Origin of the sequence: Lunatimonas sp. (assembly GCF_020832325.1) — a bacterium.
GTDB lineage: Bacteria > Bacteroidota > Bacteroidia > Cytophagales > Cyclobacteriaceae > Lunatimonas.
Map to the genome: position 1 here is coordinate 177,616 of NZ_JAFIEU010000047.1, position 25,953 is coordinate 203,568.

General features: G+C 50.2%; 17 protein-coding genes. 5 read left to right on the forward strand and 12 right to left on the reverse strand.

What is annotated here, in order from left to right; translation table 11 throughout:
* Positions 1-134: 134 nt before the first annotated feature.
* Entirely contained in the window at positions 135-1,604 is a 1,470-nt protein-coding gene (locus JJU34_RS18610; RefSeq protein WP_228693925.1) for a deoxyribodipyrimidine photo-lyase, read from the forward strand.
* A gap of 31 nt (positions 1,605-1,635) precedes the next feature.
* On the opposite strand, the gene JJU34_RS18615 is transcribed toward JJU34_RS18610, so the two are convergent.
* The 4 genes from JJU34_RS18615 to JJU34_RS18630 all read right to left on the reverse strand — a co-directional run bounded on the left by JJU34_RS18615 (position 1,636) and on the right by JJU34_RS18630 (position 7,422).
* A complete protein-coding gene (locus tag JJU34_RS18615; protein WP_228693926.1) occupies positions 1,636-1,836 on the reverse strand; it encodes a hypothetical protein in 201 nt (66 codons plus the stop codon).
* 311 nt (positions 1,837-2,147) lie between these two features.
* Entirely contained in the window at positions 2,148-3,677 is a 1,530-nt protein-coding gene (locus JJU34_RS18620) for an arylsulfatase (RefSeq protein WP_228693927.1), read from the reverse strand.
* Positions 3,678-3,989: 312 nt separating this feature from the next.
* On the reverse strand, positions 3,990-6,110 hold the full coding sequence (locus JJU34_RS18625; protein ID WP_228693928.1) for a right-handed parallel beta-helix repeat-containing protein: 2,121 nt from the start codon (positions 6,108-6,110) through the stop codon (positions 3,990-3,992).
* Positions 6,111-6,420: 310 nt separating this feature from the next.
* The gene (locus JJU34_RS18630) at positions 6,421-7,422 is read right to left on the reverse strand and encodes a cytochrome c (RefSeq protein ID WP_228693929.1); all 1,002 of its coding nucleotides are present in this window, start codon (positions 7,420-7,422) and stop codon (positions 6,421-6,423) included.
* A gap of 349 nt (positions 7,423-7,771) precedes the next feature.
* Here JJU34_RS18630 and JJU34_RS18635 point away from each other — a divergent pair, with 349 nt between their 5' ends.
* Complete coding sequence (locus tag JJU34_RS18635; RefSeq protein WP_228693930.1) at positions 7,772-8,686, forward strand: glutaminase; 915 nt, start codon at positions 7,772-7,774, stop codon at positions 8,684-8,686.
* A gap of 147 nt (positions 8,687-8,833) precedes the next feature.
* Here JJU34_RS18635 and JJU34_RS18640 read toward each other — a convergent pair whose 3' ends face one another.
* The 6 genes from JJU34_RS18640 to JJU34_RS18665 form a co-directional block, all read right to left on the reverse strand.
* Positions 8,834-10,159, reverse strand: a complete 1,326-nt coding sequence (locus JJU34_RS18640) for a ferredoxin reductase family protein (RefSeq protein WP_228693931.1) — start codon at positions 10,157-10,159, stop codon at positions 8,834-8,836.
* Between the two features lie 66 nt (positions 10,160-10,225).
* Entirely contained in the window at positions 10,226-12,331 is a 2,106-nt protein-coding gene (locus tag JJU34_RS18645) for a PQQ-binding-like beta-propeller repeat protein (RefSeq protein WP_228693932.1), read from the reverse strand.
* Between the two features lie 2 nt (positions 12,332-12,333).
* Entirely contained in the window at positions 12,334-13,983 is a 1,650-nt protein-coding gene (locus JJU34_RS18650; RefSeq protein ID WP_228693933.1) for a sulfatase, read from the reverse strand.
* Between the two features lie 22 nt (positions 13,984-14,005).
* Positions 14,006-15,475 carry an arylsulfatase gene (locus JJU34_RS18655; protein ID WP_228693934.1) on the reverse strand — a complete coding sequence of 490 codons (1,470 nt, stop codon included), beginning with the start codon at positions 15,473-15,475 and terminating at the stop codon, positions 14,006-14,008.
* A 12-nt stretch (positions 15,476-15,487) separates the two neighbouring features.
* Positions 15,488-16,963 (reverse strand): sulfatase, encoded by a 1,476-nt coding sequence (locus tag JJU34_RS18660; protein WP_228693935.1) that lies wholly within the window; start codon positions 16,961-16,963, stop codon positions 15,488-15,490.
* An 88-nt stretch (positions 16,964-17,051) separates the two neighbouring features.
* Positions 17,052-17,921: a sugar phosphate isomerase/epimerase family protein gene (locus JJU34_RS18665; protein WP_228693936.1), complete on the reverse strand. Its 870-nt coding sequence runs from the start codon at positions 17,919-17,921 to the stop codon at positions 17,052-17,054.
* A 102-nt stretch (positions 17,922-18,023) separates the two neighbouring features.
* On the opposite strand from JJU34_RS18665, the gene JJU34_RS18670 reads away from it, so the two are divergent.
* Both JJU34_RS18670 and fdhD read left to right on the forward strand, forming a co-directional pair.
* Entirely contained in the window at positions 18,024-20,306 is a 2,283-nt protein-coding gene (locus tag JJU34_RS18670; RefSeq protein ID WP_228693937.1) for an FdhF/YdeP family oxidoreductase, read from the forward strand.
* On the forward strand, positions 20,303-21,181 hold the full coding sequence (gene fdhD / locus JJU34_RS18675; protein ID WP_228693938.1) for a formate dehydrogenase accessory sulfurtransferase FdhD: 879 nt from the start codon (positions 20,303-20,305) through the stop codon (positions 21,179-21,181). The genes JJU34_RS18670 and fdhD overlap by 4 nt, the downstream gene beginning before the upstream one ends.
* A gap of 237 nt (positions 21,182-21,418) precedes the next feature.
* Here fdhD and JJU34_RS18680 read toward each other — a convergent pair whose 3' ends face one another.
* Both JJU34_RS18680 and JJU34_RS18685 read right to left on the reverse strand, forming a co-directional pair.
* On the reverse strand, positions 21,419-22,816 hold the full coding sequence (locus JJU34_RS18680) for an MATE family efflux transporter (RefSeq protein ID WP_228693939.1): 1,398 nt from the start codon (positions 22,814-22,816) through the stop codon (positions 21,419-21,421).
* Between the two features lie 175 nt (positions 22,817-22,991).
* Entirely contained in the window at positions 22,992-23,486 is a 495-nt protein-coding gene (locus JJU34_RS18685) for a histidine phosphatase family protein (RefSeq protein ID WP_228693940.1), read from the reverse strand.
* Between the two features lie 141 nt (positions 23,487-23,627).
* Here JJU34_RS18685 and topA point away from each other — a divergent pair, with 141 nt between their 5' ends.
* Complete coding sequence (topA, locus tag JJU34_RS18690; RefSeq protein ID WP_228693941.1) at positions 23,628-25,952, forward strand: type I DNA topoisomerase; 2,325 nt, start codon at positions 23,628-23,630, stop codon at positions 25,950-25,952.
* Position 25,953 lies beyond the last annotated feature (1 nt).

A 25,953-nucleotide genomic window follows, 5' to 3' on the forward strand; every position in this document is an offset into this window, starting at 1 on the left:
AGCCCCAGTCATTCAACGCTTCTCATCAGCCTTTGGAGTATCCCTTGGAACAAGCTTATCCATCTAGTCGGTGCTGTAAAGTCACCAATTATACGTTCCGTAAACTTTTACCCCTATCCCTAGTTCCTACCAAAATGGAAAAGGTCAACGTGGTTTGGTTTAAGCGGGACTTGAGGTTGGGCGACCATGCCCCACTCAAGCATGCTATCGACGATGGGCTTCCGCTGATTTTAGTGTATTGCTTTGAGCCTGAACTCGTGGCCTCTCCGAAATCGGATAGCCGGCATTGGCGATTCGTTTGGCAGAGCTTGAGTGATTTATCGGCTCGATTGCAACCCTTTGATGCGCGGCTTCATGTTTTATACTTGGACCCGGTTCTCTTATTCCAGCGGTTAACCCAAGAGTACGAGGTGAAAAACGTCTTTTCCCATCAGGAAACCGGAATCCACATCACCTACGAACGGGACAAGCGGGTAGCTGCATTTTTCAAAACCAAGGGCATATACTGGCAGGAATCTACCCATCAAGGCGTGCAACGAGGCAGAAAAAACCGAAAAAATTGGTCCCAGGATTGGTATGCCCTCATGTCCGCAGCGCAAGAAAATCCCGACCTGCAAAAAGGGAAATTTTACACCCTCTCCAATGCCTTCCTGCAAAGCTTGCCTTCCATTGAAATACCGGAGGAATGGAAAACACCCCAACCCGGAATGCAACAGGGTGGGGAATCAACTGCGTGGAAATACGCGGATTCTTTTTTCAAAGAACGAATCAAAAACTACAACCGGCACATATCTAAACCCTTGTTGAGCAGAACTGGATGCAGTCGGCTTTCGCCCTACCTGGCCTGGGGCAACTTGTCCATCCGACAGGTATACCAGGCTGCGGAGAAAAAAAAGAAAGAGGGTTTCCAAGCCAAAAACCTGACGAATTTTCAATCTCGGCTGAGATGGCATTGCCACTTTATCCAGAAATTTGAAATGGAGTGCAGGATGGAGTACGAACACATCAACCGGGGCTTTGATGGCTTTTCGAAGCCAATCGATGAGCGCAAAATCTCCGCTTGGGAAGAAGGAAGGACCGGGTATCCCCTAGTGGATGCCTGCATGCGTTGTCTGCGGGAAACCGGCTACCTAAATTTCAGAATGCGGGCCATGTTGGTGTCCTTTTTGACCCATCACCTTTTTCAGGATTGGCGATCCGGGGCAGCCCATCTGGCCCGAATGTTCCTGGATTTTGAACCCGGTATTCACTATCCGCAGTTACAAATGCAGGCCGGGGTGACAGGGATCAACACCGTCAGAATCTATAACCCGGTCAAACAATCCTTAGAGCACGATGCCGATGGTGCTTTTATCAAAAAATGGGTTCCTGAACTAGCTGCATTGCCGCTTCACCTCCTTCACGAACCCTGGAAGATTACCGGCATCGAGGAAACACTATATGGCTTGCAGGTGGGGAAAGATTACCCCTTCCCCATCGTAGACCTAGAGGCCTCTGGGAAATTTGCCCGGGAGCATATCTGGAAGGCCCAGAAATGGGAAGGGGTACAGAAAGAAGCGCAGCGAATCCTGAATAAGCATACGGTACCCAACCGATGGCCCTGAAAGGTCCACTCATGCGGGAACTGGACTTGCCCTATTCATACCCATTACCTCGGCGGATGGCAAGCGCAGATGCACCACCTACCAAAATTGCCAAGGCTGTGGCAGTTACCGAAATAACCAGCAAGCGGTCACGCTCCCAATCGAAGCCGTTGTATGAAACATGGGCTAAAGAAATACCGAACAGGGCGCCCAATAGCAGCAGTAAGATAAAAACTAGTTGACGATTTATCATCGTTTTCTCTATCTTGCGTAGAAAAGAGCGAGGCCGAAATTTGTACGGTTTGACCCCTACCCATACTTCGATCCGTACCGGGTTTCCAGACCCCTAAACTTACAAGTACGAGGGTGAAAAAAAAATTTCAGTAGGCTAATTTTTTTATCGCCATCCCAATGGCGTTCAACCTGAGGTCTGCTTCTTTTTGTATGTAGAATTCGGTAGTGCACTCGCCAAACCCTATTAGGGTCTCTAACCCTCATGGTAAATATTTTAAACCATAAGCGCAGCTTGCGTCATATCCTTTTTTTGGATTAGCCTATTTCAAATCACTCACCCAATGCAGCAAACCGCCACCTAGGATTGGCAGCCGGCACGTGAGACTGCGCCACGATTTCCTCCACCTGTTGGATAAGCTCCGGATGTTCCCCCGCCAGATTCACCTGTTCCATCGGGTCTTTTTCCAGGTCAAAAAGGTGCCATTCCGAGGTTTCCTCCTGCATGTTCAGCCGCAGTGCTTTCCATTTACCCATCCTAATGGCCATTTGGCCCCCATAGGATGGGAATTCCCAGTACAAATAGTCATGCACGGGCTGCTTTTCTCCTTTGAGCGCAGGGAAAAAGCTGACGCCGTCCGAGTCAAAGGTCTCCGTCACGCCTGCGATCTCTGCCAGTGTGGGCATGACATCGTAAAAAGCCGAGATATGGTCACTCCTCGAACCAGCTTGAATCACCTCCGGCCAGGAAGCGATCATGGGCACGCGGATCCCTCCTTCATAGAGATATCCTTTGCCAAAGCCCTGCGCTTCCCGAAAGGGCCCTGCGCTGTTAAACCAGGGAGAGTCCGTACCGCCGTTGAAGGTAGGCCCGTTGTCGGAAGTGAAAATAATCAGCGTATTGTCGTAAATCCCCTGATCTTTTAGCTGCTGCACCAACCGCCCAACCTGCTCATCGAGGTAACTGACCATCGCCGCATAGGTGGCCCTGGGGTAGCGGGCGGGAAAGTAGGAGTTGTTCCCCAGATAAGGCTCCTCATTCCCAAACTTCTCCACATAGTGGTCGATCCACTTGCTTGGCACCTGTAAAGGCACGTGTGGAATGGGCGTGGCCCAGTACAGGAAAAAAGGATTCTCCTGCTGCTTGGATACAAAATTCGAGATGCGGTCAAACATTATATCCGGAGCGTAATCGGTCAGAAAATAATCAGAATAGCTTTCCAACGCATAGGGATCTGCGCCTTCGGGCAATCTTTTATTTGGAGCGATGGTATCGTTTCTTAGGTAAACCCGACGGTCGTTTTCCCAAAGATGAAGCGGATATAACGTATGCGCTTGCCGTTGGCAATTGTATCCGAAAAAATAATCAAACCCCTGCTTATTCGGGACGCCAACGGTATGAGGTGCACCCAATCCCCACTTACCTACAATTGCTGTCGTGTAACCGGCCCCCTGAAGCAGGGTACCCAACGTGACCGTTCCTTCTGCAATGGGGCGCTGCCCTTCCAAGGTAGAGTCTGCCAGCATGGCCAAATAATTCCACACGTCTCCCCTTTCACCCCATTCATCGTTGCCCCGCACCTGTGCCCTGCCACTGTGCTGCCCCGTTAGCAAAACCGCCCGAGCAGGGGCACATACGGGCGATCCCGAGTAATGCTGTGTAAAAAGCAACCCACCAGCCGCCAAGGCATCGATATGAGGGGTTTCAATCTTTTCCTGCCCGTAACAGCCCAAATCCCCATAGCCCAGGTCATCCGCTAAAATATATATGATATTGGGGGGACGTTTGGAGGATTGATCTTCCAATGAGCAAGCAAAAGAAAGTGCCGCAAAAATGAATACGCCAAGAAATCTGATCGTCATAGTTTTACAGGGTCCCAACACGTGATTAAAGCTAGTCTTAAACATGGCCAAATAAAGCATCTTTTTGCTCACCATCCAAAGGCTTCCAGAAATCCTACTTGCTCTCTTTTTGGGCAGCATCGACATCCCCCAGCACTATTCCGCCGGGATGGAACCCCAAGGAATTTTTTAGAAGGTTCGTGCCAAATTACATTCCAATCGTACAGTATGGTGATCGCAGGGTGCCCAATCCTGATACTGTTCTGTACGTAAAATAAATCAAACGGAAAAGCCAAAAAAACAACCCTAATCAACTATCCTACCACCTGTAGATTACTTTTCCATTGCATCTACAATCTTGGCAAATAAATCGATCCTTACGCTGTCCATGATGGCCAGTTGTTTCCATTCTTCCGAACCGTATACACCTGCTTTGGAATAATCAAAGGGCTTAAAACCGATCTTTCGTGCTGTATGGAGAGATTTCAGCCTGAAATCAAAATTCTCAGCATCGACAAATCCTGGATCCGCCAAAAGGGAGTTTCTATCCTTTAATTTTTTCCACTCCCTGAAAGACATTTTTTGAAAAAGCGGCTCCTTGGTCCGTGTGTCCCAATAACAGTTGTTCTCCATTTTTACGTCTGCATCCTTTAGGTTACCCAAAAGCATGTCCCCACTATGTGTATAAACGATATTGTTTGTGAAATCAAAGGAACGGTGGTCTTCCACCCGGGTAAATTGCACCTGCCCCTTTAGATTAAAGGCAAAAATATTGTTCCGAATGTGGTTTTCCTTTCCGTAGTGCTGGTGAAACCCAGAGTTCTTGCAGGCATACACCAGGTTATTTTCCATTGTAACGTGGGTAGCTCCCTCATCGGTATACAATCCCCAGCCCCCATAGGTGGCCGAGTAAATGTGGTGGATAACATTATAGTGCACATGGGTACCGAAGGCCTCGGATAGGATATATACACCGCCCATATCCGAAAGTTCTCCCCATCCCAGGTGATGTATATGATTGTAGGCGATCACATTACCAGTAGCGGGACTTTTAAAATGATCTTCCCTCCATGCAGGTATGCCGTGTTTATCCGGCGTGTTGGTGACGACTTTGGTCGATTCATAGCCCCACATCCATCCCACCGACACGCCGGAATACCTAAAATCTGCAATCTCGTTGTGGGTAATCTCGTTGTCACGGGAATGAAACACAATTACCCCGACGGCACTCGGAAACAGTTGCCCTCCATCCCGGATAATGCTGTTATGGACCAGGTTATTGGCCGAAACGTCCTCGTCCTCCTCGTGGTAAAGAAAATCGCCAATCTTCACTCCCCCGGCCCCGAGGTCGTGTAGGTAGCATTGATCGATTTGGCTATTGGTCACTTGCCTCCTGAACCAGATACCATACAAGCCAGTATGTGCGAGTTCACAGTTTTCAAATCGGATATAATCCGCATAATCCACCATTATGCTCGCATCCTCGGTAGCCGCCGCCTGCAAGGGATCATTGCCCTGTTTGGGTAGCCGGTACCCGGCCACCTTAAAGCGAATGCCTTTAAAGGTCTTGTGCTTGACCGGGTTTAGCTTATTCCCGCGGATGGTGATAAACTTGTCCGTGGCAGGCGCAAAGACCTCTATGGAGTGTATTTCTTCACCTTCCTTAGGGATATAATACACATACCCGTCCTTTTTTACGAGCCATTCCCCAGGGGAATCCAGCGCCGATGGTAGGTTTTCGATCTTGTATTGGGTTAATTGGTCCAACTGATTCCAAGGCTGCATGCCCTTCCCCCTGATGTACACGATGGAAGAATCTGGATCGAAGTGGTCGATGTATTTGCGGGTGACATCCCATTTATGGTACAAGGAAATCACGGCATTCTGAATATTTTCGGGGCCTTCCTTTTGCAGAGAGGCTGCATCCTCGGGGTTTAGCGAGATTTTTTGAACGGCAAATTCCGGCATGCGTCCCCTGCCCGGATCCATAACCGTTTCCGAAACCGTTTTTACCTGAAAAAAACCGGTGCTGGCGCGGACAGCCCTTTTACCGTTTACAATGAGCTGCTCGAACGGAAAGCTCGCGGTAAACTGGGCGGGAATGGCTGCTCGCCAAAGCTGCTCGCTTACTTTTTCCCAGCCCTTTACCGGTATGCCTCCATAAAAGGTAACCTGCCCCCCTTCCCCTTCAAAAACAACCGGCGTTGCATCCCGTTCGGTTAGTTCCAGGGGCGTATTCATAAAGTAATCCCCCGGTGCAATTTTCACCAAAACACTGTCCGTAGTGTTTAATTTTCGGATAGCGTCCCTAGCCCCTGTCAGGGAAGCGAGGGGTTGTTCCTTCGTGCCTGGGTTGGAATCCAATCCATGCGGCGCCAGGTAAACGATGTGTTTTTCTGGTGCGCCTAGGGGCCAAAAAGCGATGATCGCAGTGACAATTCCGATAAGGTTCATCCGTCCAACTAATTTAGGTTAATTCCAAAACCCAATTTAGTTTAATTATACGGAGTTTTCTTGATCTGACGGAGTCAAATTGGGATGGTAATAAGCCATTTTCCTTTCCGATCAAATTCACTATTCAACCAATCGGTCTAGCCATTCCACCATCATATCCTGCTGTGCTGCATGGAAACGGCAGACTTCATCAGGGACTAGGATCGCCAGATCTGTTGGATCCTTACTAGCCACGCGGCTTCGTTATACGTGTATATGGACAGCCTCCTAATCCGCAAAGCGGTCACCCAGCAATGCCTAAATCTCCCCCTCATTTTTTAAAAATCAGCTCACCCGGATCATAATCTTGCGGTTCCAAGCTTGAGAGATAGAGGTAAATAGCTTCCAGGTCCTCATCCGTCATCCTGGAAAAGGGGCCCCAGTGCATTTGAGAAATGCTAATTGTCCTCCCTTGGCGAAATCGTGCTTTCCATTCGGCTACATTTTTGAATTTGGACAGGGCACTGTTGGGATGTGGTGTGATATTGGGTGTACGGGTCCATAGCTCAGGGTCCCCTCCCACGGCCAAAGCATACTCAGGCCAAGGCTCAAATTCCATTCCTCCTCCATATTCAGGTCCTATCGCTTCAAACGTCATCTGATCCCTTGCCGTATGACAGCCTACACAGTTAGCCACATACCGCGAAAGGTATTCACCCCGCTCAATCGTCGCAGACATCGGCGGAGCCTTGGGATATGGTGTGGGATTTTCAATCGGCTGAAACGACGAAGCCAATACCCGCACGGCCTTCCCCATAAAAGACCAATCATTCTCCTTGACCTCATTATTAACAGGAGCAAGACTTCTCAAATACGACACCACCGCAATCAGGTCCTCATCGGCCATGTCCCAAAAAGGCATAAGTACCGATAGCGTTGCTGTACCATCCGGCTTCACGGCATGACGCATCATTCTGAAGATTTCAGCGTCGGTGTATCTTCCAATACCTGTGGTGGGGTCTGGGGTAAGGTTTCTGGGATAGATAGTGCCTATAGGACCTAAGGGAAATTCAGCACCTCCTTTTAAAGGAATATCTTCCCCGGCATCAGCCTGTATCATTTCGGCAACACTACCCACATGACAGTTGGAACAGTGCGCCGGTCCGTGTACGAGGTATTTGCCCCGTTCAATCACTGTGGAATCATTACTGACTTGTAGATCCGGGTAGGGAATATCGTAGGTTTTATCCCAGTTTAATTGTACATAGACGACAAATCCCCCGATGAGCAGTAGCAGGAGGGAAAGGATTCCGAAAACGATTTTCTTTAACATAATGATGGGTGGGTTTGTGAATGAATAAAAAAAATAGCGCGTAAACAGCTAATTGCGAGTAATTTAACTAATTTTTACTATAAACCAAATAATAATTTGTTATTCAATATATTTATAGTATAAAAATTTTTTTGTGAAAAATTTAATATTATTAATTGTCCAAATACCATATTTAGCAAAATATACATTTGTTTATTAATTAAACATACGATAATTAACCTATTTCTTTAGGCAAATTCCATGAAAAGTATCCCACTTGTCGTGCGTACCGTACACTGACAGGACACTTGATACTACAAAGTTTTTTCAAAAGCTTTGAACCCACCCACAAAATCCCCACATTCACCGTATGGACTACCAGCAACTCATCGAAGAAGTATATCAAGAGGTGAAAACAAAAAATCCCAGAGGTAAAGTCGCCGATTACATTCCGGAACTTGCGAACGTCGATGCAGATAGGTTTGGGATCGCTTTGGTTGATCTGGAAGGCAAGGTGTATGGAGTCGGAGACTACGACCAGCCATTTTCCATCCAAAGTATCTCCAAAGTACACACCCTCACCATGGTGGCCCATATCTTCCAGCGCAAATTATGGTCCCGGGTCAATGTAGAGCCCAGTGGAAACCCCTTCAATTCCATTGCCCAACTGGAATTTGAAAAAGGAATCCCCAGAAACCCCTTCATCAATGCAGGGGCCCTGGTGATTACCGATGCGCTGACGACCAAGTTCGAGAATCCCGTGGAGGAAGTCAGCAGATTTATCCACGAAGTGTCTGGCAAAGATTGCGTCACGATCAATCAAGACGTCATGAACTCCGAACTGCGGCATTCGGAAAGAAATACGGCCCTGGCGTATTTTTTAAAGGCCTATCAAAACTTCGATAACCCGGTAGAGGAAGTCATCAAAACCTACGTGGCGCATTGTTCCATGGAGATGTGCTGCGTGGATTTGGCCAGATCTTTTTCTTTCCTGGCAAACGACGGCTATTCCATCTATGCAAAGCGTGAAATCGTCACCGAGAGCGAGGCTAGGCGGATCAATGCGCTCATGCTGACGTGCGGATTCTACGATGAATCGGGAGAGTTTGCCTTCCGGGTGGGCCTCCCCGGAAAAAGCGGTGTAGGTGGTGGCGTGGCCGCCGTCATGCCCCACCAATTCAGCATCGCGGTTTGGAGCCCGGAGCTAAATGAAAAAGGAAACTCCGTAAAAGCCATTATGGCCCTGGAACTGCTGACCGATAAGCTAAAATTTTCTTTGTTTTAGCCGAAGAAACAGGACTGCGTTTCCACCAATCATACACCGCGTGCAGCCATCCATATTGCAGCGAGCAGCAGCATGAAACCAATCAGATCAGCCATTCGCTTCACGGTGAGGTAAAATAGTTTTCGATGCTTTTCCATGTTCAAGGGATTACGCCAAATCAAAACGTTCTGCATAGATTTGCTTCCAAGGAATACCCTGATTACGAAGGGTACGCTCTGCCACGTCCATCATGGGTTCCGGACCACAAATGAAGTAGTCAAAAGCATGTGTATCCTCGGGCAAATTCTTACCAATCAACCGCTCATCGATCAATCCACGTTCACCCTGCCAGGCTTGGTCCGGCTCTTGCAGCACGTGCACTATCTGTAGGTGGAGTAAACGTTCCAGTTCTGCCAACTCCTGACGAAAGGGGATTTTATTCCACGATTCATTTCCATAAATTAGGATGCAACGTCGGGTATCCTGTCGGATTGCCAGGGTCTTGAGGATGGAAATGGCGGGAGTCACTCCTATACCGCCCATCACCAGAAAGCAGGGCCGATCTTTTAGCGTAAACGAGCCATAGGGACCTTCAATAAATGCTGTCTGACCTGGCTTCAGATGTATCCAATCCCGCGTAAAATCGCCCAAGCGCTTGGCGGTAATGGCAATCAGCGGCTCAAGCGGGCTAGATGAAAAGGAAAAGGGGTGCTGCTGCATGGAAAAAGGTGAGGACTGTATCGTAATCCACAAAAACTGACCAGGTTCATAGTGTAAGCGCTCCCCGGTACAGGGCTTAAGCCTGAGCGTGTAGCAATCGTCCTTTTCAGGAATGACTTCGTCGATGGCGTAGGGATGTTTGCTGTTTTGGAATGGTCGAACCACTCGGGAATGAACAAACAGGTATAGGAACCCGCCCAGATATCCACCAAACAACAGCATTTTCAGCCAGTCGTTCAGGTAATGACCGACTTGCAGGGCATGGACAATGCCCACAAACAGAATCAGGGATCCAAGCAGCCCATGTAGCAACCGCCACCATTCATAGCTCAAGCCCACCAAGGACCTCCACAAACTGGTCACCAATAGCAGCATCATCCCAACCGACGCGGCACCAAGCGCCAAAGCCCGTGGCAAATTTACCCGTGGGTCAAAAAATCCCCAATACGAACTATCCACGGCAATCAAAATGACCGGATGGGCCATGCCAAAAAGGAGGGCAATCACACCCATTTCCTTGTGAAACTGCACAATATTGTCCACCCCAAATGCCGGCGCTACCTGCCGAATGCGTCCGGAAAACAGAAACTGCACCGCAAACAACCCCAGCCCCACAAACCCCATCGAAAGGCCCAATTCCTCCCAAAAACCTCTATAATCGGGTAAATTCCACCCATAACCAATGAAAAGAGGAATCAGCGCCAATACAAAAAAAATAAAGAGCCAGAAAAATCCCCGGCGGTAGCTGTAAGTAGGAATCGGTTTTTGGTTCATCGGCTTGATTGGTAGAACGAATTGGGCACACTAGGGTCATACAATCATTTTGCCAAAAAGCCAGACCTAAGGAAGGGCAAACGCCACAAAGCTGTCGCCGCTGGGCGTACCAATACGATTGGCACCTCCTGCTGCAATCACCACATACTGGCGCCCACCTACCTCATATACCGAAGGAACCGCATACCCACCCGCAGGTAACTTATAACTCCATAGCACCTCCCCGGTAGCTGCGTCAAAGGCCCTGAACATTTCATCTGCGGAACCACCCACAAAAACCAACCCACCAGCCGTGGCTACACAGCCTCCAAAGTTTTGGGTACCCTTGCCCGTGATGCCACGCTCCACGAGCGCCGGATAGTCGCCCAATGGAACTTTCCAATCCACCGTCAGCGTGTTCAAATCAATGGCGTTCAAACTGCCCCAGGGCGGCTTGGATGCCGGAAAACCCTCTTCGTCCAAAAACAGCCGAAAACCCGACATTACGTACTTATCTACCTGCGCTAACTGCGCAGATTCCTGCCCTGCAGGAACTTCCCCGTCGATTACAAAGGACACCATGGCATCCAATTGCCTATCGTCAAACTGGGTAAAGGCAGGCATGACGCCTTTACCCCCACGGATGATCCGCTTGATCTCCTCCCTGCTATACCTTCCTGCCACACCCAACAAGGAGGGATAGGCATCCGCAAGTCCTTTGCGGTCGGCGCCATGGCAGTTGGAACAGTTCAACATATAGGAATGGTACCCAGAAGAAACCTCGTCTGCACCCGCACCGGCGGGAGTTACGGCCCGAAGTTGCAAAATCATAGCTAACTCGTTGACATTCGCATAGATGCGATTTTGTACGGGATCGTAGGAAATCCCTCCCCAAAGGGATCCACCTCGGGTTGCGGGCATGGTCAAGGTTCCCTCTATGCTGGGTGGGGTATACATCCCTTCGTTTCGGTATTTTTTGATCTCCTTCCGGGCATAGGCATTGGCCTCTTCCGAGATATCCGTCAGGTAACTGCTATCCATACCCTGGGGTACCAATCGAATCCCTTGGTTAAATTTTTGGGTGGGATGCGCTCGCTCTCCCGGCACATAGGAAGGAGGGACAGCACGTTCTTCCACAGGCAGCAAGGGCTTACCGGTATATCGATCCAATAGTATTAACTCGCCCATTTTGGTGGGTTGCACCAGCGCTTTGACTTGCTTTCCATCCATGGGGACGGTCACTAGGGTAGGCGCACAGGGCAGATCGAAATCCCACAGGTCGTGGGTGACGGCTTGGTAGTGCCATTGCCGCTCTCCGGTACGCGCATCCAAGGCAATCACGCAGTTGCCGAAAAGATTTTCGCCTAGGCGGTTACCACCATAAAAATCATAGGTGGGCGACCCCGTAGCCACATACACCCACCCTTTTTCCTCGTCCAAGCTCATACCGCCCCAGTTATTGGTGCCGCCGTAATTTTCATCTTCCACCCATTCCCAGGTTTCGTGTCCAAATTCCCCCTCTTGGGGGATGGTGTGAAAAATCCAGGCAAGTTCTCCTGTGCGCGCGTGATACGCCCGGATGTGGCCTGGAGATGCATCGTACCCCTCTCCCGTTGCCGACCCGATGATTAGCAGTTCCCCAAAAAGGATCCCTGGGGTAGACAGGGAAATAGATAACCTTGCCGGATCTTTACCCAAGTGCTCCCGTAAATCGATTTTTCCATCCTGACCAAATTCCGCCACCAACTCTCCGCTTTTTGCGTTTACGGCAAACAGGTAGGGACCTGCCGGCATAAAAATCCTGCCCTCTGCCCCATCATCAAAATAGGTGACACCCCGGTTCACACCGGAACCTTCGTTAAAGGAGGAAGAGGAAAACCGCCACAGCTGCTCGCCGCTACCGGCATGTAGCGCAATGAGGTCCAATTTGGGCGAGGTCACATACATGGTAGTGCCCACGACAATTGGGTTGCACTCCATGGGAGTCCTAGGGCCGTTGTCCCCGGTATGAAACTCCCATGCCGGCTCCAATAGGTGGACGTTCTCTCGGGTGATTTGGGTAAGGCTGGAATACTGGGTAGCCTCTTTGGTACCTCTATAGGTGTCCCAGGTATCGTAGCGTCGGCTGCCTTCTTGCTGGCAGGCGCTAAGAAAGCAGCAGAAGCCTATCGTAGAAAGGATGAATTTTTGCACGGTTAGTTGGGTTTTAGATCGAAAGATGTCGGATGTTTCGCCCAATCGGGCTCTGGAAATGTGCGTATGGGCGAATAGCGGATGTAGCTTTCGAAGACTTCCCCTTCCGCAGTCATTCTTGGATCTCCGGTTTCCCGCAGGTAGAATTCCATGTCCGTTCGTGCCTTTTCCAGCTCTTTTTTAAAGGCCGGATCTACCGCCAAATTCTGCAAGCAATAAGGATCCTTGGCAACATCGAAAAATTCCTCCTCCGGCCGACGGTCCACTGCAAGATAAAAATAGAACCCGAACTCTGGATCATCCCGATTGTCAATCAAGAAATCGAGGGTGGGGCAGGCGTCGATATCGTGGTAGCCACCGTGCTCCGGACCTAGGCTGCCATCTGCTTCAAACTTCTGTGGGGCCCCTGCTGGCCATCGCTCCGGTTTGAAATTTCGTATATATAGAAAGTTACCTATACGCATGGCCCGCTGTGGATACCCTACGTTATTCCATCGGGAGCTAGAGTGACGTTCCCGAGAGGAAAATACCGCGCGGGTAGGGTCTTGCTGCGTGGAAAGACCTTTGTTTAGCAAGCGTCCGATCAGGCTACGCCCTTCGACCGGGTTTTCTGCTTGGTACTCCTTGAACTCCTCCCCCATCGCTGCCTCCAAAAAGGTAGGGGCCAGATCAATCAGGCTGACCAGCCCTTCATCCACCCTACCCGGCTTCACCCAGTTGCCCCAACGGATAGCCAGTGGAACATGAATACCGTGTTCGTACATGTTCGCTTTCGCCCTTGGAAATGCCATTCCGTTGTCCGAAGTAACCACGATCAGCGTATTGTCCAATTCACCGATGGCCTCCAAATGCGCTAGCATTTTCCCCAAATGCTGATCATACCATTCTATCTCCAAGGCATAGTCGAGCAGGTCACTTCGAATCTCCGGGGTATCCGGTAAAAAGCCCGGTACATTCACTGCAAAGGGATCCTTTCCCGATGCCAACCCGGAACCCTCCTCAAAAACCCGGTGGGGCTCCGCAGGACCAAACCAAAAGCAAAATGGCTGATCCTCCTGTCGATCTTCCAGAAAGTCGAGAAAATTTGCCGCATAATCGTTCTGACTGATACCGGATGTGAGGGCCGTTAACTTTTGGGACTGATAGGGCTTTCCTGCTGGATTACGCGTTCTCCCACTGATTTCCCAGTTGCCGGGTCCCCATCCTTTTTGGGTAAAGCCTACGTGGTATCCCAAGGTCTCCAGCACATCGGGATATACCTTGTACTGATTGGGAAACGCGCTGGCGTGTGTTCCTGCATCCTCCAATTGCCAGCAGTTCAACCCGGTAAGAATGGCCGCACGGCTGGGGCTACATCCGGGAGAAGCGGTGTAGGCTTGAGTAAAAAGCACACCCTCCTTCGCTATCCGATCGAAGGCAGGCGTTTGAACCCAATCTTCCCCATAAACAGACGCATGGGGATACGATTGATCATCGGAGATAACAAAAAGAATATTCGGCCGCTTTCCTTCCGCTAGCAAATAGGACCGATTCTCAGAAGCGGGCTGAGAGGTACATGCGCCCAATACAATGAAGCTAACGAGAAGCCACACAGCGGCTCTGAGTGAGGCGTGCGGAGTGAAAACTGATTCAATAGATCGTATATACACCATGGGTTCGTACGTTATAGTATGCTTAAGGAGTTGCCAAAGGTAAAAAGGGCCACTCAGGATCCTCCACCCTGGCTCGGTCCATACGCAGGGAAAGTTCCTGGACTATTTCCGGGTATTTCTCGGCAAGGTTCTCTGTTTCGCCGGGGTCTTTTTCCAAATCGAACAGCATCACCGGCGTGTTGCCGCTTTTGGCGTCCAACCGGATGGCTTTCCAATTCTCCCGACGGATCGCCTGCTTACCTCCTTGCTCGTGAAACTCCCAGTACAGGTATTCGTGGGCGGCTTGCTCCTTGCCTTGCAGCGCTGGCAAAAAAGACAATCCATCGATCGGACCGGAGGTTTCTACCCCTGCGATTTCAGCAAGGGTCGGCAATACATCCCAAAAAGCCGAGGCATGGTCACTGCGGGACCCGGCTGCCACGACGGCAGGCCAGCGGGCCAACATGGGGACTCGTATTCCTCCTTCGTACAGATCCCTTTTATACCCCTGAAAGGGTCCATTGCTGTTGAAGAAATCCGGGTCGGCACCTCCCTCCACATGCGGACCATTGTCTGATGTGAAGATGATCAAGGTGTTTTCCGCAATGCCCAGTGCTTCTAACAGCTCCATGATTTCACCTACTTGATCATCTAAGAGGGTAACCATGGCAGCAAAGGCCGCTCTTGGCTGTGGTTGCGAGCCATAACCGCCTACCTTAAACCGGGGATCGTCCAGCTCATCGACTCCCTTGAATGGCTTCTCAGGCTCAAACTGACTTTTATAGCCCAGTGCACTTTCAGGCGTATCCTTTTCCAAAAACCGCATCATGTATTCCTCGGGTGCAAAAAGTTCCGCATGGGGAATAACAGACGGCACATAGAGAAAAAAAGCAGTGTCCTTGTGGGTGCGTATAAAGTCCAGGGTCTTTTCGTGGATCAGGTTGGGGGCATACAGTCCCTGCGCGATACCGGCGTTTTCGGGAAGTTCTACAATCCGGTCGTCGTGATTCAACTCCCAAGGGTAATAATTGTGCGCGATCGTTTGGCTGTTATATCCAAAAAAGGTATCAAAACCCTGCTTCAAGGGATCTCCTGTGCTTCCCGGATATCCCAGTCCCCACTTTCCAAACGCACCGGTAACATAGCCGGCCTTCTTCAGTAGTTTGGGAATGGTCATTGCATCTGGAGGCAACGGAAACTGACCTCCGTTCATCCCACGGTTACCGCGAACTTGGGTGTGACCGGTATGAAGTCCAGTCATCATGGCCGAACGCGACGGCGCACAGACGGTCGTGCCAGCATAGTGCTGCGTAAACAGCATCCCTTCCCGAGCCAACCGGTCTATGTTAGGCGTGGCAAACTTCTCCTGTCCATACACCCCCACATCCCCGTAACCTAGGTCGTCTGCAAGGATGTAGATGATATTGGTAGGTTTTGATTCTTGCGTTGAAGGCCCACAGGATCCAAAAAGGGCGGCTGTAGCAAGGATGGCAATCGTTAGGTAGTTTTGCATTTGAATCAAGGGTTACTGGGGAGTATACAGACCGGTGTCGCCGGTTTTCCATTCAACCATCAACTGTTCGACCACGTCAGGCCTTTTTTGGGCAATATTAACCGACTCGTAGGGGTCTTCTTGGTGATCGTAGAGCTCTATGTTCGGCTGCTCTTCCCTAAAATACCGCGTGAGGCGATACCGGTCCGTCCGCATACTGATGCCCTTATTGAAATAGCTAAAAGAACGGTTCGTCCGATCCGGATCCGATCCGTGCTGAATCAGGCCACCCAAAGACTGCCCATCCAAGGGAAAATCAACGGGTAACCCACATAAATCCGCCAAAGTCGGATACAAATCTACGGAACTCACTACCTGGTCGCTTGGGATTTTTCGGGATTTTGACCCCGGATACCGAATGATTAACGGGCTTCTTAAAGCCACATCAAATATGGTGTGCTTCCCCCATACGCGGTGATCTCCCAAATGCCACCCGTGATCCCCCCACACCACTACCAGTGTGTTCTCAGCCAAACCCAGGCGCTCCAACTCATCCAACACTTTACCAATCTGGGCATCCACGTAGCTTACCGAAGCATAATAGCCGTGAATCAGCTTACGGGCATAATCGTCGGAGATAGCTGCCTCTAAGGTGGCCTGCTCATCGCCCAATCTGTACTGATTAAACTCCCCCATCCGCTGTAGACTGGAAAGATGTACATTTTCCGGTAAATCCTTGACCCGAGACAATGGTATCCGATCCCGCTGATACAAATCCCAATACTTCTTCGGCGCATTGAATGGCAGATGAGGCTTGAAAAAACCCACGCTTAAAAAAAAGGGGGCTTGCTGCTCGCTGAGCTCCTTCAGCTTATCTGTAGCCATATCCGCCATGATCCCATCGGGATATCCACGGTCATCGACGTCTGCCATTTCGTAGGGGGGTACCTGCCCGTCTTTTTCTTGACGGTTGGATCCGTCTGCGTATCCGAAAAATGCGTTCCAGCCTGTACCCCATTTGTCGGGATCAAATAAAAATTCATCCCAGCTATAGGGCATCTCGGGTCTAGCTCCCTCGGGTGACTCCCGATAGCCATACAGTAAGCCGTCCACCGAATGGCTGATCTTGCCAATGCCTACGGTACGATACCCGTTTCTTCGAAAATGGTGAACCACGCTTTCGGGAACACTTCCCTCCGGTGCATCGGAGATAAACTCCTCCAAAGCCGCATTGCTCAGATGTTTGGTGGTCTTGGGCAGTAGGCCGGTCAAGATGCTGCACCGCGAAGCGCCACAGGTAGGCACTTGCACAAAGTGACTTTCAAAAAGGGTTCCCGTGGCCGCCAATCGGTCCAGGTGGGGAGTTTGGATATATGGATTGCCGTAGGCACCGATATCCGGCCTGAGATCATCTACGGCGATAAAGAGCACATTCATTTTTACCGGTGGTTCCTCCCGACAAGAAAAAAGCGTGACCAGAACCAACAGCACGGAGAGATGGAATTTCATTTGGGTGGTTATTTTTGAGTGTATGCATCCGAACTATTTCGGTGCTAAAGGGTGATTCTTGGGAAATTTAATTGCTCATAGAGGCTGATTACCGTTTCGTATAACGTTGCTGAAAGGAGCGCCAAGCCTCCATGGATTTTCGGAGTGCCTCCGAACAGTCCTGCTGTATGCCAAAACACTGCAAACCGAATATACCCTCATAGCCCGTATCTTTGAGATGCTGCACAAAGCGAAAGGTATCAAAACTTCCCTCTCCCAACGGCTGTATCAGTTGATCCCAGCCCATGGCCTGCGTATCCCCTGCGTCGGCACCGTGTATGGAAACCATCTTTAAATACGGTATCAGCCCCTCCACTTTTTGCTCCCACCCGGCTGATCCCTCCACCTTGAGAAGATGGCAAAGATTCAATGTCATGCCAAAGCGGGGATGTCCTACCAGCTTTACCAAATCCGCCGCGTGGGCCGTCGTCTCGCAATAAAACGCGTGATGGGGATATACAGCCAATTGGACCTGATATTCCTCCGCTTGCTGTGCCAATTCCCTAAACTTCTCCACAAAGATTCGATCCACTGCCGCATCCGGCGAGGCATTGTCATCCGCATGAACGTGCAGAGCTAGTAGTGTTTCGGTGCCTTTGAAAAGGTCTAACATGGCTTTCCAGTTGTCAGGCAGCACCACCTTTCCCTCTCTGAGGTATATTCCTACGTAAATCTCAGGTAGCCCCATCTCCCTAGCGTCCAGTTCCCTCTTTAGCGAAACCAGGTCCACAGACTCGTGGCCACCAAAGCCCCCATACCCCAATGCCGCAATCGCCTCCACTTGTTCCGGAGTGCCTTCGGGGCAATCCAACATGGTACGCATGCAGTTATTGAACGCATAGAGCGGATTATCCAACGCTTTGGGGGAGGTGCAGGCAGAAGCTGTTACCAAAAATAGAAAAACCAACAGTTTATTCATGAATTAAACATACAATAACATAATTTTACTTCCAAAGACATTTACTGAAAAACCGTATTCCTTTCCATAAAGGAAACCCACCGTTTTTAAATCCATTGCAGCATGTCCAAAGCAAAACCGTCCAAAGACCCAAAAGCCCGTACCCTACCGAACAGCGCTGCGGGATTTCCTTCCATCTCTTCCGTGGCCTACCGCATCTGGGAGGAAACCTATGTGGGTCGGGGGGTGAAGACATTGTTCAAACTGAATCAGCCCAAAGGCTTTGATTGTCCGAGCTGTGCGTGGCCTGATCCGAACCCGGAGGACGTGTCATCCGTCGCCGAGTACTGCGAAAACGGGGCAAAGGCGGTAGCTTGGGAAATCACTAAAAACCGAGTGGACCGGGCATTCTTCAAAAGGCACAGCGTACGCGAGCTATTGGCAATAAACGACCATTGGCTGGAAAAGCAAGGTCGCCTTACAGAACCCATGATACTCCGGCCCGGAAGTGATTACTACGAGGCGGTGAGTTGGGAAACGGCTTTTTCCGAAATCGCCACCCACCTGCATAACTTGGAAAACCCCGATCAGTCCATCTGGTACACTTCCGGGCGCACCAGCAATGAGGCTGCTTTTTTGTACCAGACGTTTGTGCGCATGCTGGGAACCAACAACCTGCCCGACTGCTCCAACATGTGCCACGAGGCATCGGGAGTGGCCTTAAAGCAAACCTTGGGAATAGGAAAAGCCTCTGTTACCCTAGAGGATATCCGCCAAACCGAGGTGCTGATGATCTTGGGCCAAAACCCAGGCACCAACGCCCCGAGGATGCTCACCGAGCTCCAGAAGCTCAAACAGGCAGGCGGAAAGATCATCGCTGTAAACCCCCTTCCCGAAGCAGGATTGATGGGGTTTCGGCACCCGCAAAAACCATGGGAGTGGATAGGTGAAGCCACCCAGCTTCAGGATATCTACCTTCCGGTGGGGATCAACGGCGACCTGGCTCTGCTGAAAGCGCTTCAGAAGATTTTGTGGGAAGCGGAAAAGAAACAGCCCGGCGAGATCTTTGACCAAACCTTCATACAATCGCACACCAGCGGCTACAAGCAGCTAGTCGACCATTTGGACACCCTATCATTAGGCGATCTGATACTGGCATCCGGCCTTCCGGAGCAAGCTATCCGGGATACTGCCGAGCTGATGATGCATTCCAAGCGCATCATCATAGCTTGGGCCATGGGCATTACCCAACAGCGAAATGCAGAAAGCACCATTCGTGAAATCGTTAACCTACTGCTTCTCAAAGGTGCGATGGGGAAGCCGGGTGCAGGCACACTGCCTGTAAGAGGGCATTCCAACGTTCAGGGAGACCGTACCATGGGTATTTGGGAAAAAATGCCGGAACCATTCATGGCAAAACTGGGCGCAGCCTTTTCGTTTCATCCTCCCCAAAAAGAGGGATTCGGAACGGTTCAGTCTATACAAGCCATGCTAGATGGTCAAGCTAAGGTGTTTTTCGGTATGGGCGGCAACTTCGCACTCGCAACTCCCGACACCGAACGGGTGGTAGAGGCCCTACAGTCCTGTGAGTTAACCGTGCATGTGTCTACCAAATTAAACCGAAGCCACCTCATCCATGGAAAAACGGCGCTGATCCTCCCCTGCCTTGGCAGAACCGAAGAGGACCACACCGCCCACGGGCGCCAGTTTGTCAGCACCGAAGATACCGCCGGCAGGGTGCGGATGTCGATGGGGGATCTGCCTGCCGCTTCACCCCAGTTAAAAAGTGAGGTCGCCATCGTCTGCGGTTTGGCCAGAGCGACATTGGGCGCACAACACCCCACACCATGGGAAGACTATGCCGCAAATTACGACCTTATCCGAGACAAAATCGAAGCGGTGATTCCCGGATTTGAACAATATAACCAGCGAGTAAGGCAGCCTGGTGGATTTTTTCTGCCCAATGGGGCCAGGGATCGGAATTTTCAAACGCCTGACGGAAAGGCCCACTTTACCGTGAACGAATGGCTACCACCCTCCATACCGTCCGACCGATTCATCCTCATGACCTTGCGAAGCCACGACCAATTCAACACCACCATTTACGGAAACGATGACCGGTATAGGGGCATACGGGACAGTAGAGAGATCGTGATGATGCATCCCGATGACATGAAACGCAAGGGGCTGAAGGCCATGGAAAAAACCCGGATCACCAGCTATTTTCAAGGCGAACTCCGCCATCTCGAGGGTTTCGCTGCGATTCCTTACGACATCCCCGCTGGTTCCGCCGCCATGTATTTCCCCGAAGGCAACGTATTGGTGGCATTGAACAGTCATTCCCCTGAAAGCCACTGCCCCGCCTCCAAGTACATCGAAGTACGTATCGAAAAACTAGCTCCATGACCAAATTGATCGCACCGGTGAAAAAACTTCCGGTTTATACGGTGGAACGAAATGGGAACTCGATCCAAGCGATACCGGATCTGGTAGCCGTGGAGGAACCTCTGCAAATTCGACTACAGTGGGAACGTGCAGGCAACTGGCAGGAAAAAAACCTCTACGTAACCATGCGCACCCCCGGCCATGACTTTGACCTGGCGATGGGGTTTCTATTGGCGGAGGGTATCATTCAACGGATGGAGGATGTCCTCTTCATGCGGTACTGCAAACGCGTGAAAGTGGAAGAAGAGGGAAACGTGGTCATTGTACGGCTAGCACCGGACACGATTTGCGACTTAAGCCACACCGATCGCAATTTCCTGACCAACTCCAGTTGCGGGGTATGTGGAAAATCCAGTATCGACGCCATCTATGGCAGGCTAGCCGAGCACCCCATTGCGCCAAGTGCAGTTATTTTGCCGGAAGTAGTCTATGTATTGAGTAGCTATTTGGATCAGGAACAGACCGGATTCAAGTACACGGGCGGTCTGCATGCTGCCGGCCTGTTTGACCTTTCCGGGCAAGGGTTACTCGTTCGGGAAGACGTTGGCAGGCACAATGCCTTGGATAAATTAGTAGGTGCTTCCTACCGCGAAGGGCTCTTGCCGAATTCATCCCGCATCGTGTTGCTAAGTGGAAGAGTGAGTTTCGAGTTGGTTCAGAAAACGGCTGTGGCCGGCGTCTCGGTATTAGCCGCACTCGGTGCACCGAGCAGTTTGGCGATTGACCTCGCCCAAAAAACCGGCATAACGCTTATAGGATTTTTGAAGAAAGACCGGTTCAACTGCTATTCCCATCCAGAAAGGATACATGGAGTGGGTGGAAAAAATAGTAAATAATCCCCACATGAAGCTTGCTAAAAGTGCAGCTCAAAAACTTTATCACCTACTTCAAAGGTACAGAGGGAAAACAGCTTAAAAAATACCCTGATCGGGGTATTTTTTAAGCTGTTTTTTTCACCATACACCTAATTAATAGTCCTTTTTCAAGAAATGACCGTTTTTTTGATTTTTCTCATTGTAAAATGACCGGCCATACCAGACCAATTTTTGCGGGAATATGGGATCGGATGGGGCCTAAACCAGCGTCTTTTTCCAATGCCCCTTTCGGAAAAACCAGAGTGCTACCAGGGCATGCAGGGAGTGGCAAAAAGCAATCACCATAAAAATCCCATCTGCCCGCAGCCCCGTATACTGCGCAACGATAAACGCCAAAGGTATCTCCAAACACCAAAAAACACCGATATTGATATAGGCGGGAGTTTTGGTATCCCCTGCACCGTTAAAGGCTTGTACCATGACCATCCCTACCGCAAAAAACACGTAGCCCAACACCGTAATTTTCAATCCCTTCGCAGCCACCTCCACCACCTCGGGAATATCGGTAAACCAGCCTACGATCACATCCGCAAAAAGCAGGTAGACCGCCGTCACCACGGCCAAAAAAATCAGGTTGTACCGTGCTGTGTAATAAGCAGATAACTCTGCCCTGAAATATTTTCCCGCGCCCAAGCTTTGGCCCACCAACGTGGAGGCAGCGGCAGAAAGTCCCCATGCCGGCATCAGGCTAAATAACAAAATCCGAAAGGCGATCGTGTAGCCTGCCATCGTGGCACTACCATACGTAGCCGCAAGCCGTGTCAGAAAGATCCAAGCCGCGCCATCTACCAAAAACTGCCCCATGCCTCCGGCTGAGATAGAGACGATATTCTTCAACGTTTTCCAACGGACTTTCAGGTTTTTGGAGGTAATTGTGAGCCTGTGCTTGCCATTGACCAAGTGGTAAACTTGGTACACAACCCCTACCGAACGTCCCAGTGTGGTAGCCCAGGCAGCGCCCTCCAAACCAAAGCCCTCGAAACTGCCCCACCCAAATATCAACAGGGGATCCAATAAAATATTCAGCCCATTGGAAATCCAGAGGGCCCTCATGGCCAAGTGAGGCTGACCTGCACCTCTAAAAATCCCGTTGATCAGGAAAAGCAGCAGGATAGCCATATTGCCGGCCATGATGATTCTGGTAAACCCAGTACCTGTCGCAACCAAGTCCGGTTCCGCTCCCATAAGCACCAGTAGTTCCTCTGCATACACAAACCCCGCCATGCCCATGGCCGCTGAGGATACCACCCCTACCAGCAATAACTGAAAAGACACCGTACCGGCCCGTTGGTAGTCCTTTTCCCCGAAACGACGGGCAACCAGGGCTGTACCAGCCATGCTGACGCCAACCCCCACCGAATAGATGATCGTCAACATCGCCTCGGTGAGTCCAACGGTGGCGATGGCATGTTCACCCAACTTGCCCACAAAGAAAATATCCACCACTGCAAACAGTGACTCCATCAACATCTCCAGAATCATAGGGACCGCCAATAAAAAAATGCCGGTCTTTAAGGAAATCCGGGTATAATCCTGCTCCTGACCACGGATAGCCTCTTTAAAGAGGGTGAAAAAAAGCCTGATGCGCTGCGCCATCTGTACGGATTGGTTTGCAATTCGGCAAAGCTACTGCATTTCTAGTCGACAAAAAAAATAAATATATCCTTTGCTGTATCTATCGCTTCGGCCATACTCCTGTAGGGGCTAGCACCTACAATCCGTGGGTTACGTCGTGCACGGTACCGCATCCTTGCCGGTTGTACTTCACTATTCATTGGATCACTTCCAACACATGAGCAGTTGAACTGGAGACCATCTCCCAGCTATCCACTTCGAGAGAAAGGCGCACAAGCATACCTGGTACAAAAAGTATGGAAGAATCCCCGCTCAAATATCCTTGGAGGTGGGAAATCCCCGGATTATGCCCGATCACCAACACATCGTGGTAGCTATCGGAGATGCGGTGGACGGCCTGTAAAAGATTGCCCAACGAGGCCTCGTATATCGATCGATCCGCGGATTTTTCACCCAACGCTACATCCTCCGCCAATAGCTCCATGGTCTGGGTAGTCCGCTTTGCAGGGCTATAGAGCGTAAAGTCGAAGAAAACACCGCTGGATACCAATAGATTTTTCAGGCGGGTTAATTGCACGATGCCGTCGGGAGTAAGTGCACGATGGTAGTCGTTTCGGATGCCTTGGCCCATAGCCGCTTCCCCGTGCCGAAGTAATGTCAGCGTTTTCTTCACGTGTCGTTTTTTATCCAAGAATACGCAATTTCTATGCAAAATAACACGGCATACCAAAAATTGCCTTGCCCGAATATTTGCACAAGATTATTATGACCTCTATTTTTAGCCCAAATTTAAAAGAAACGTGCTGTTTCTGCCGAAAACGAAAAACATACGATGCCAAAAAACTTAGTCATAGTCGAATCTCCAGCCAAGGCCAAAACCATCGAAGGGTATCTGGGTAAGGACTTTAAGGTTGCTTCCAGCTACGGTCACGTACGTGACTTACCCAAGGGAGAACACGCCATTGACATCAAGAACAACTTCAAGCCCACATACGAAGTTACCGCTGACAAAAAGGAGGTGATCAAAGAATTGAAGAAATTGGTGAAGGAAGCGGAAACGGTCTATCTAGCCAGTGACGACGACCGCGAAGGAGAGGCCATTTCTTGGCACCTTAAAGAGGTATTGGGCCTGAAGGATGAAAACAGCAAACGGATCGTTTTTAGGGAAATCACGAAGTCTGCAATCGCCAAGGCGATGGAAAATCCCCGAACCATAGACATAGACCTGGTAAACGCCCAGCAAGCCCGCCGCATCCTTGACCGGCTGGTAGGTTTTGAGCTTTCACCGGTACTTTGGAAAAAAATCAAGGCCGGTCTATCCGCCGGACGCGTGCAATCGGTCGCCGTGCGTTTCATCGTGGAACGGGAACGGGAAATTGAAAAATTTAAGTCGGTTTCCTCCTACCGGATTACTGCGATCTTTGACGCAGGGGGGAAACCGCTCCATGCCGAGCTACCCAAGAAATTTGACAACAAAGAGGAAGCAGAAGAGTTTTTGAAAAAATGCCTGGAGGCCTCTTTCTCGGTAAAATCACTGGAAACCAAACCGGCCAAAAAATCCCCGGCAGCTCCGTTTACCACCTCTACCCTTCAGCAGGAGGCCAGCCGTAAGCTCTATTTCTCGGTAGCGCAAACGATGAACATCGCGCAGAAGCTGTATGAATCGGGTAAAATCACCTACATGAGAACGGATAGCGTGAACCTTTCGGAGGAAGCCCTTTCCGGCGCTGAAAATGCCATCGTAAGTTCTTACGGAAAAGAATTTCACCAAAAGCGCAAATTTGCTGCCAAATCCGAAGGCGCACAGGAGGCGCACGAAGCCGTGAGGCCCACCGACTTTTCGGTTTCAGAAGCCGGGGCCGACCGAAACGAGCAGCGCCTGTACGACCTCATATGGAAACGGGCCATCGCATCCCAGATGGCAGATGCCCGATTGGAAAAAACCAACGTCACGATAGCTGTATCCAACACCGACGAACATTTGGTAGCCAATGGGGAAGTGATCAAGTTTGAAGGCTTCCTAAAAGTCTATCTGGAAAGTACCGAAGACGACGAGGAGGACGAAGAAAAAACCGGCAGGGGCATCCTACCCCCACTAACCGAGGGCCAAAAACTGGACCTCCGGGAAATGAAAGGCCGGCAAAGCTTTTCCAGACCTCCGGCGCGGTATACAGAGGCCTCGCTGGTTAAAAAACTGGAAGAAATGGGGATCGGTAGACCCTCTACCTACGCGCCCACCATTTCCACCATTCAAAAGCGAAATTACGTGGTGAAAGAATCCCGTGATGGAACGTCGAGAAAATACACCGAAATGGTGATCTCCGGTGGTAATTTTGTAGAAACCGAAAAAACAGAGATTACCGGAGCGGACAAAAACAAGCTGTTCCCCACCAACATTGCCATGGTAGTAAACGATTTTTTGGTGGAGCATTTCCCCAATGTAATCGACTACTCATTCACCGCCAAGGTTGAAAAGGAGTTTGACCACATTGCCCATGGCGAGCAGCGCTGGGATGACATGATCCAAAACTTCTATTCTTCCTTCCATACCAAAGTGGAAGAAACCGAAAACATCAAACGCGAAGACGTAAATTCTTCCCGTGAACTAGGGGTGGATCCAAAAACCGGTAAAAAATTGATTGCTCGGCTGGGCAAATTCGGCCCTTTGGTGCAGATTGGCGAGCAGGAAGATGAGGAAAAACAATTTGCCAGCCTGAAGAAGGGTCAATTCATCGAAAGCATCACCCTAGAGGATGCGCTAGAGCTTTTCAAACTGCCCAGAGACGTTGGCTTTTTTGAAGATAAAAAAATCGTAGCTGCCATCGGACGATTTGGTCCCTATATCCGACATGACAGCAAATTCGTTTCCTTGGCCAAGGAATACGATCCCCTTTCTATCACCGAAGAGGAAGCTATACAGCTCATTAAAGACAAACGGGAAGCCGACGCGAAAAAGCACATCAAAAGCTTTGACGAAAATCCGGAAATCGAAATCCTAAACGGACGCTGGGGCCCTTATATCAAGTTTGGAAAAAACAATTTCAAAATCCCCAAGGATAAAGAGGCAGAAAAATTGTCTTATGCGGAGACCGTTGAGATCATCGAGAATCAGCCGGAACCCAAAAAAGGAGGACGTGGCTTCAAGCGGAAGAAATAGA

Excerpts from the sequence above, each read along its gene's own strand:
- JJU34_RS18650 (WP_228693933.1), bottom strand. The coding sequence starts at position 13,983 with ATGGTGTATATACGATCTATTGAATCAGTTTTCACTCCGCACGCCTCA.
- JJU34_RS18660 (WP_228693935.1), bottom strand. The coding sequence starts at position 16,963 with ATGAAATTCCATCTCTCCGTGCTGTTGGTTCTGGTCACGCTTTTTTCT.
- topA (WP_228693941.1), top strand. The coding sequence starts at position 23,628 with ATGCCAAAAAACTTAGTCATAGTCGAATCTCCAGCCAAGGCCAAAACC.
- JJU34_RS18640 (WP_228693931.1), bottom strand. The coding sequence starts at position 10,159 with ATGAACCAAAAACCGATTCCTACTTACAGCTACCGCCGGGGATTTTTC.
- JJU34_RS18630 (WP_228693929.1), bottom strand. The coding sequence starts at position 7,422 with ATGTTAAAGAAAATCGTTTTCGGAATCCTTTCCCTCCTGCTACTGCTC.
- JJU34_RS18655 (WP_228693934.1), bottom strand. The coding sequence starts at position 15,475 with ATGCAAAACTACCTAACGATTGCCATCCTTGCTACAGCCGCCCTTTTT.
- JJU34_RS18670 (WP_228693937.1), top strand. The coding sequence starts at position 18,024 with ATGTCCAAAGCAAAACCGTCCAAAGACCCAAAAGCCCGTACCCTACCG.
- JJU34_RS18635 (WP_228693930.1), top strand. The coding sequence starts at position 7,772 with ATGGACTACCAGCAACTCATCGAAGAAGTATATCAAGAGGTGAAAACA.
- JJU34_RS18625 (WP_228693928.1), bottom strand. The coding sequence starts at position 6,110 with ATGAACCTTATCGGAATTGTCACTGCGATCATCGCTTTTTGGCCCCTA.
- JJU34_RS18610 (WP_228693925.1), top strand. The coding sequence starts at position 135 with ATGGAAAAGGTCAACGTGGTTTGGTTTAAGCGGGACTTGAGGTTGGGC.
- JJU34_RS18615 (WP_228693926.1), bottom strand. The coding sequence starts at position 1,836 with ATGATAAATCGTCAACTAGTTTTTATCTTACTGCTGCTATTGGGCGCC.
- JJU34_RS18665 (WP_228693936.1), bottom strand. The coding sequence starts at position 17,921 with ATGAATAAACTGTTGGTTTTTCTATTTTTGGTAACAGCTTCTGCCTGC.
- fdhD (WP_228693938.1), top strand. The coding sequence starts at position 20,303 with ATGACCAAATTGATCGCACCGGTGAAAAAACTTCCGGTTTATACGGTG.
- JJU34_RS18680 (WP_228693939.1), bottom strand. The coding sequence starts at position 22,816 with ATGGCGCAGCGCATCAGGCTTTTTTTCACCCTCTTTAAAGAGGCTATC.
- JJU34_RS18620 (WP_228693927.1), bottom strand. The coding sequence starts at position 3,677 with ATGACGATCAGATTTCTTGGCGTATTCATTTTTGCGGCACTTTCTTTT.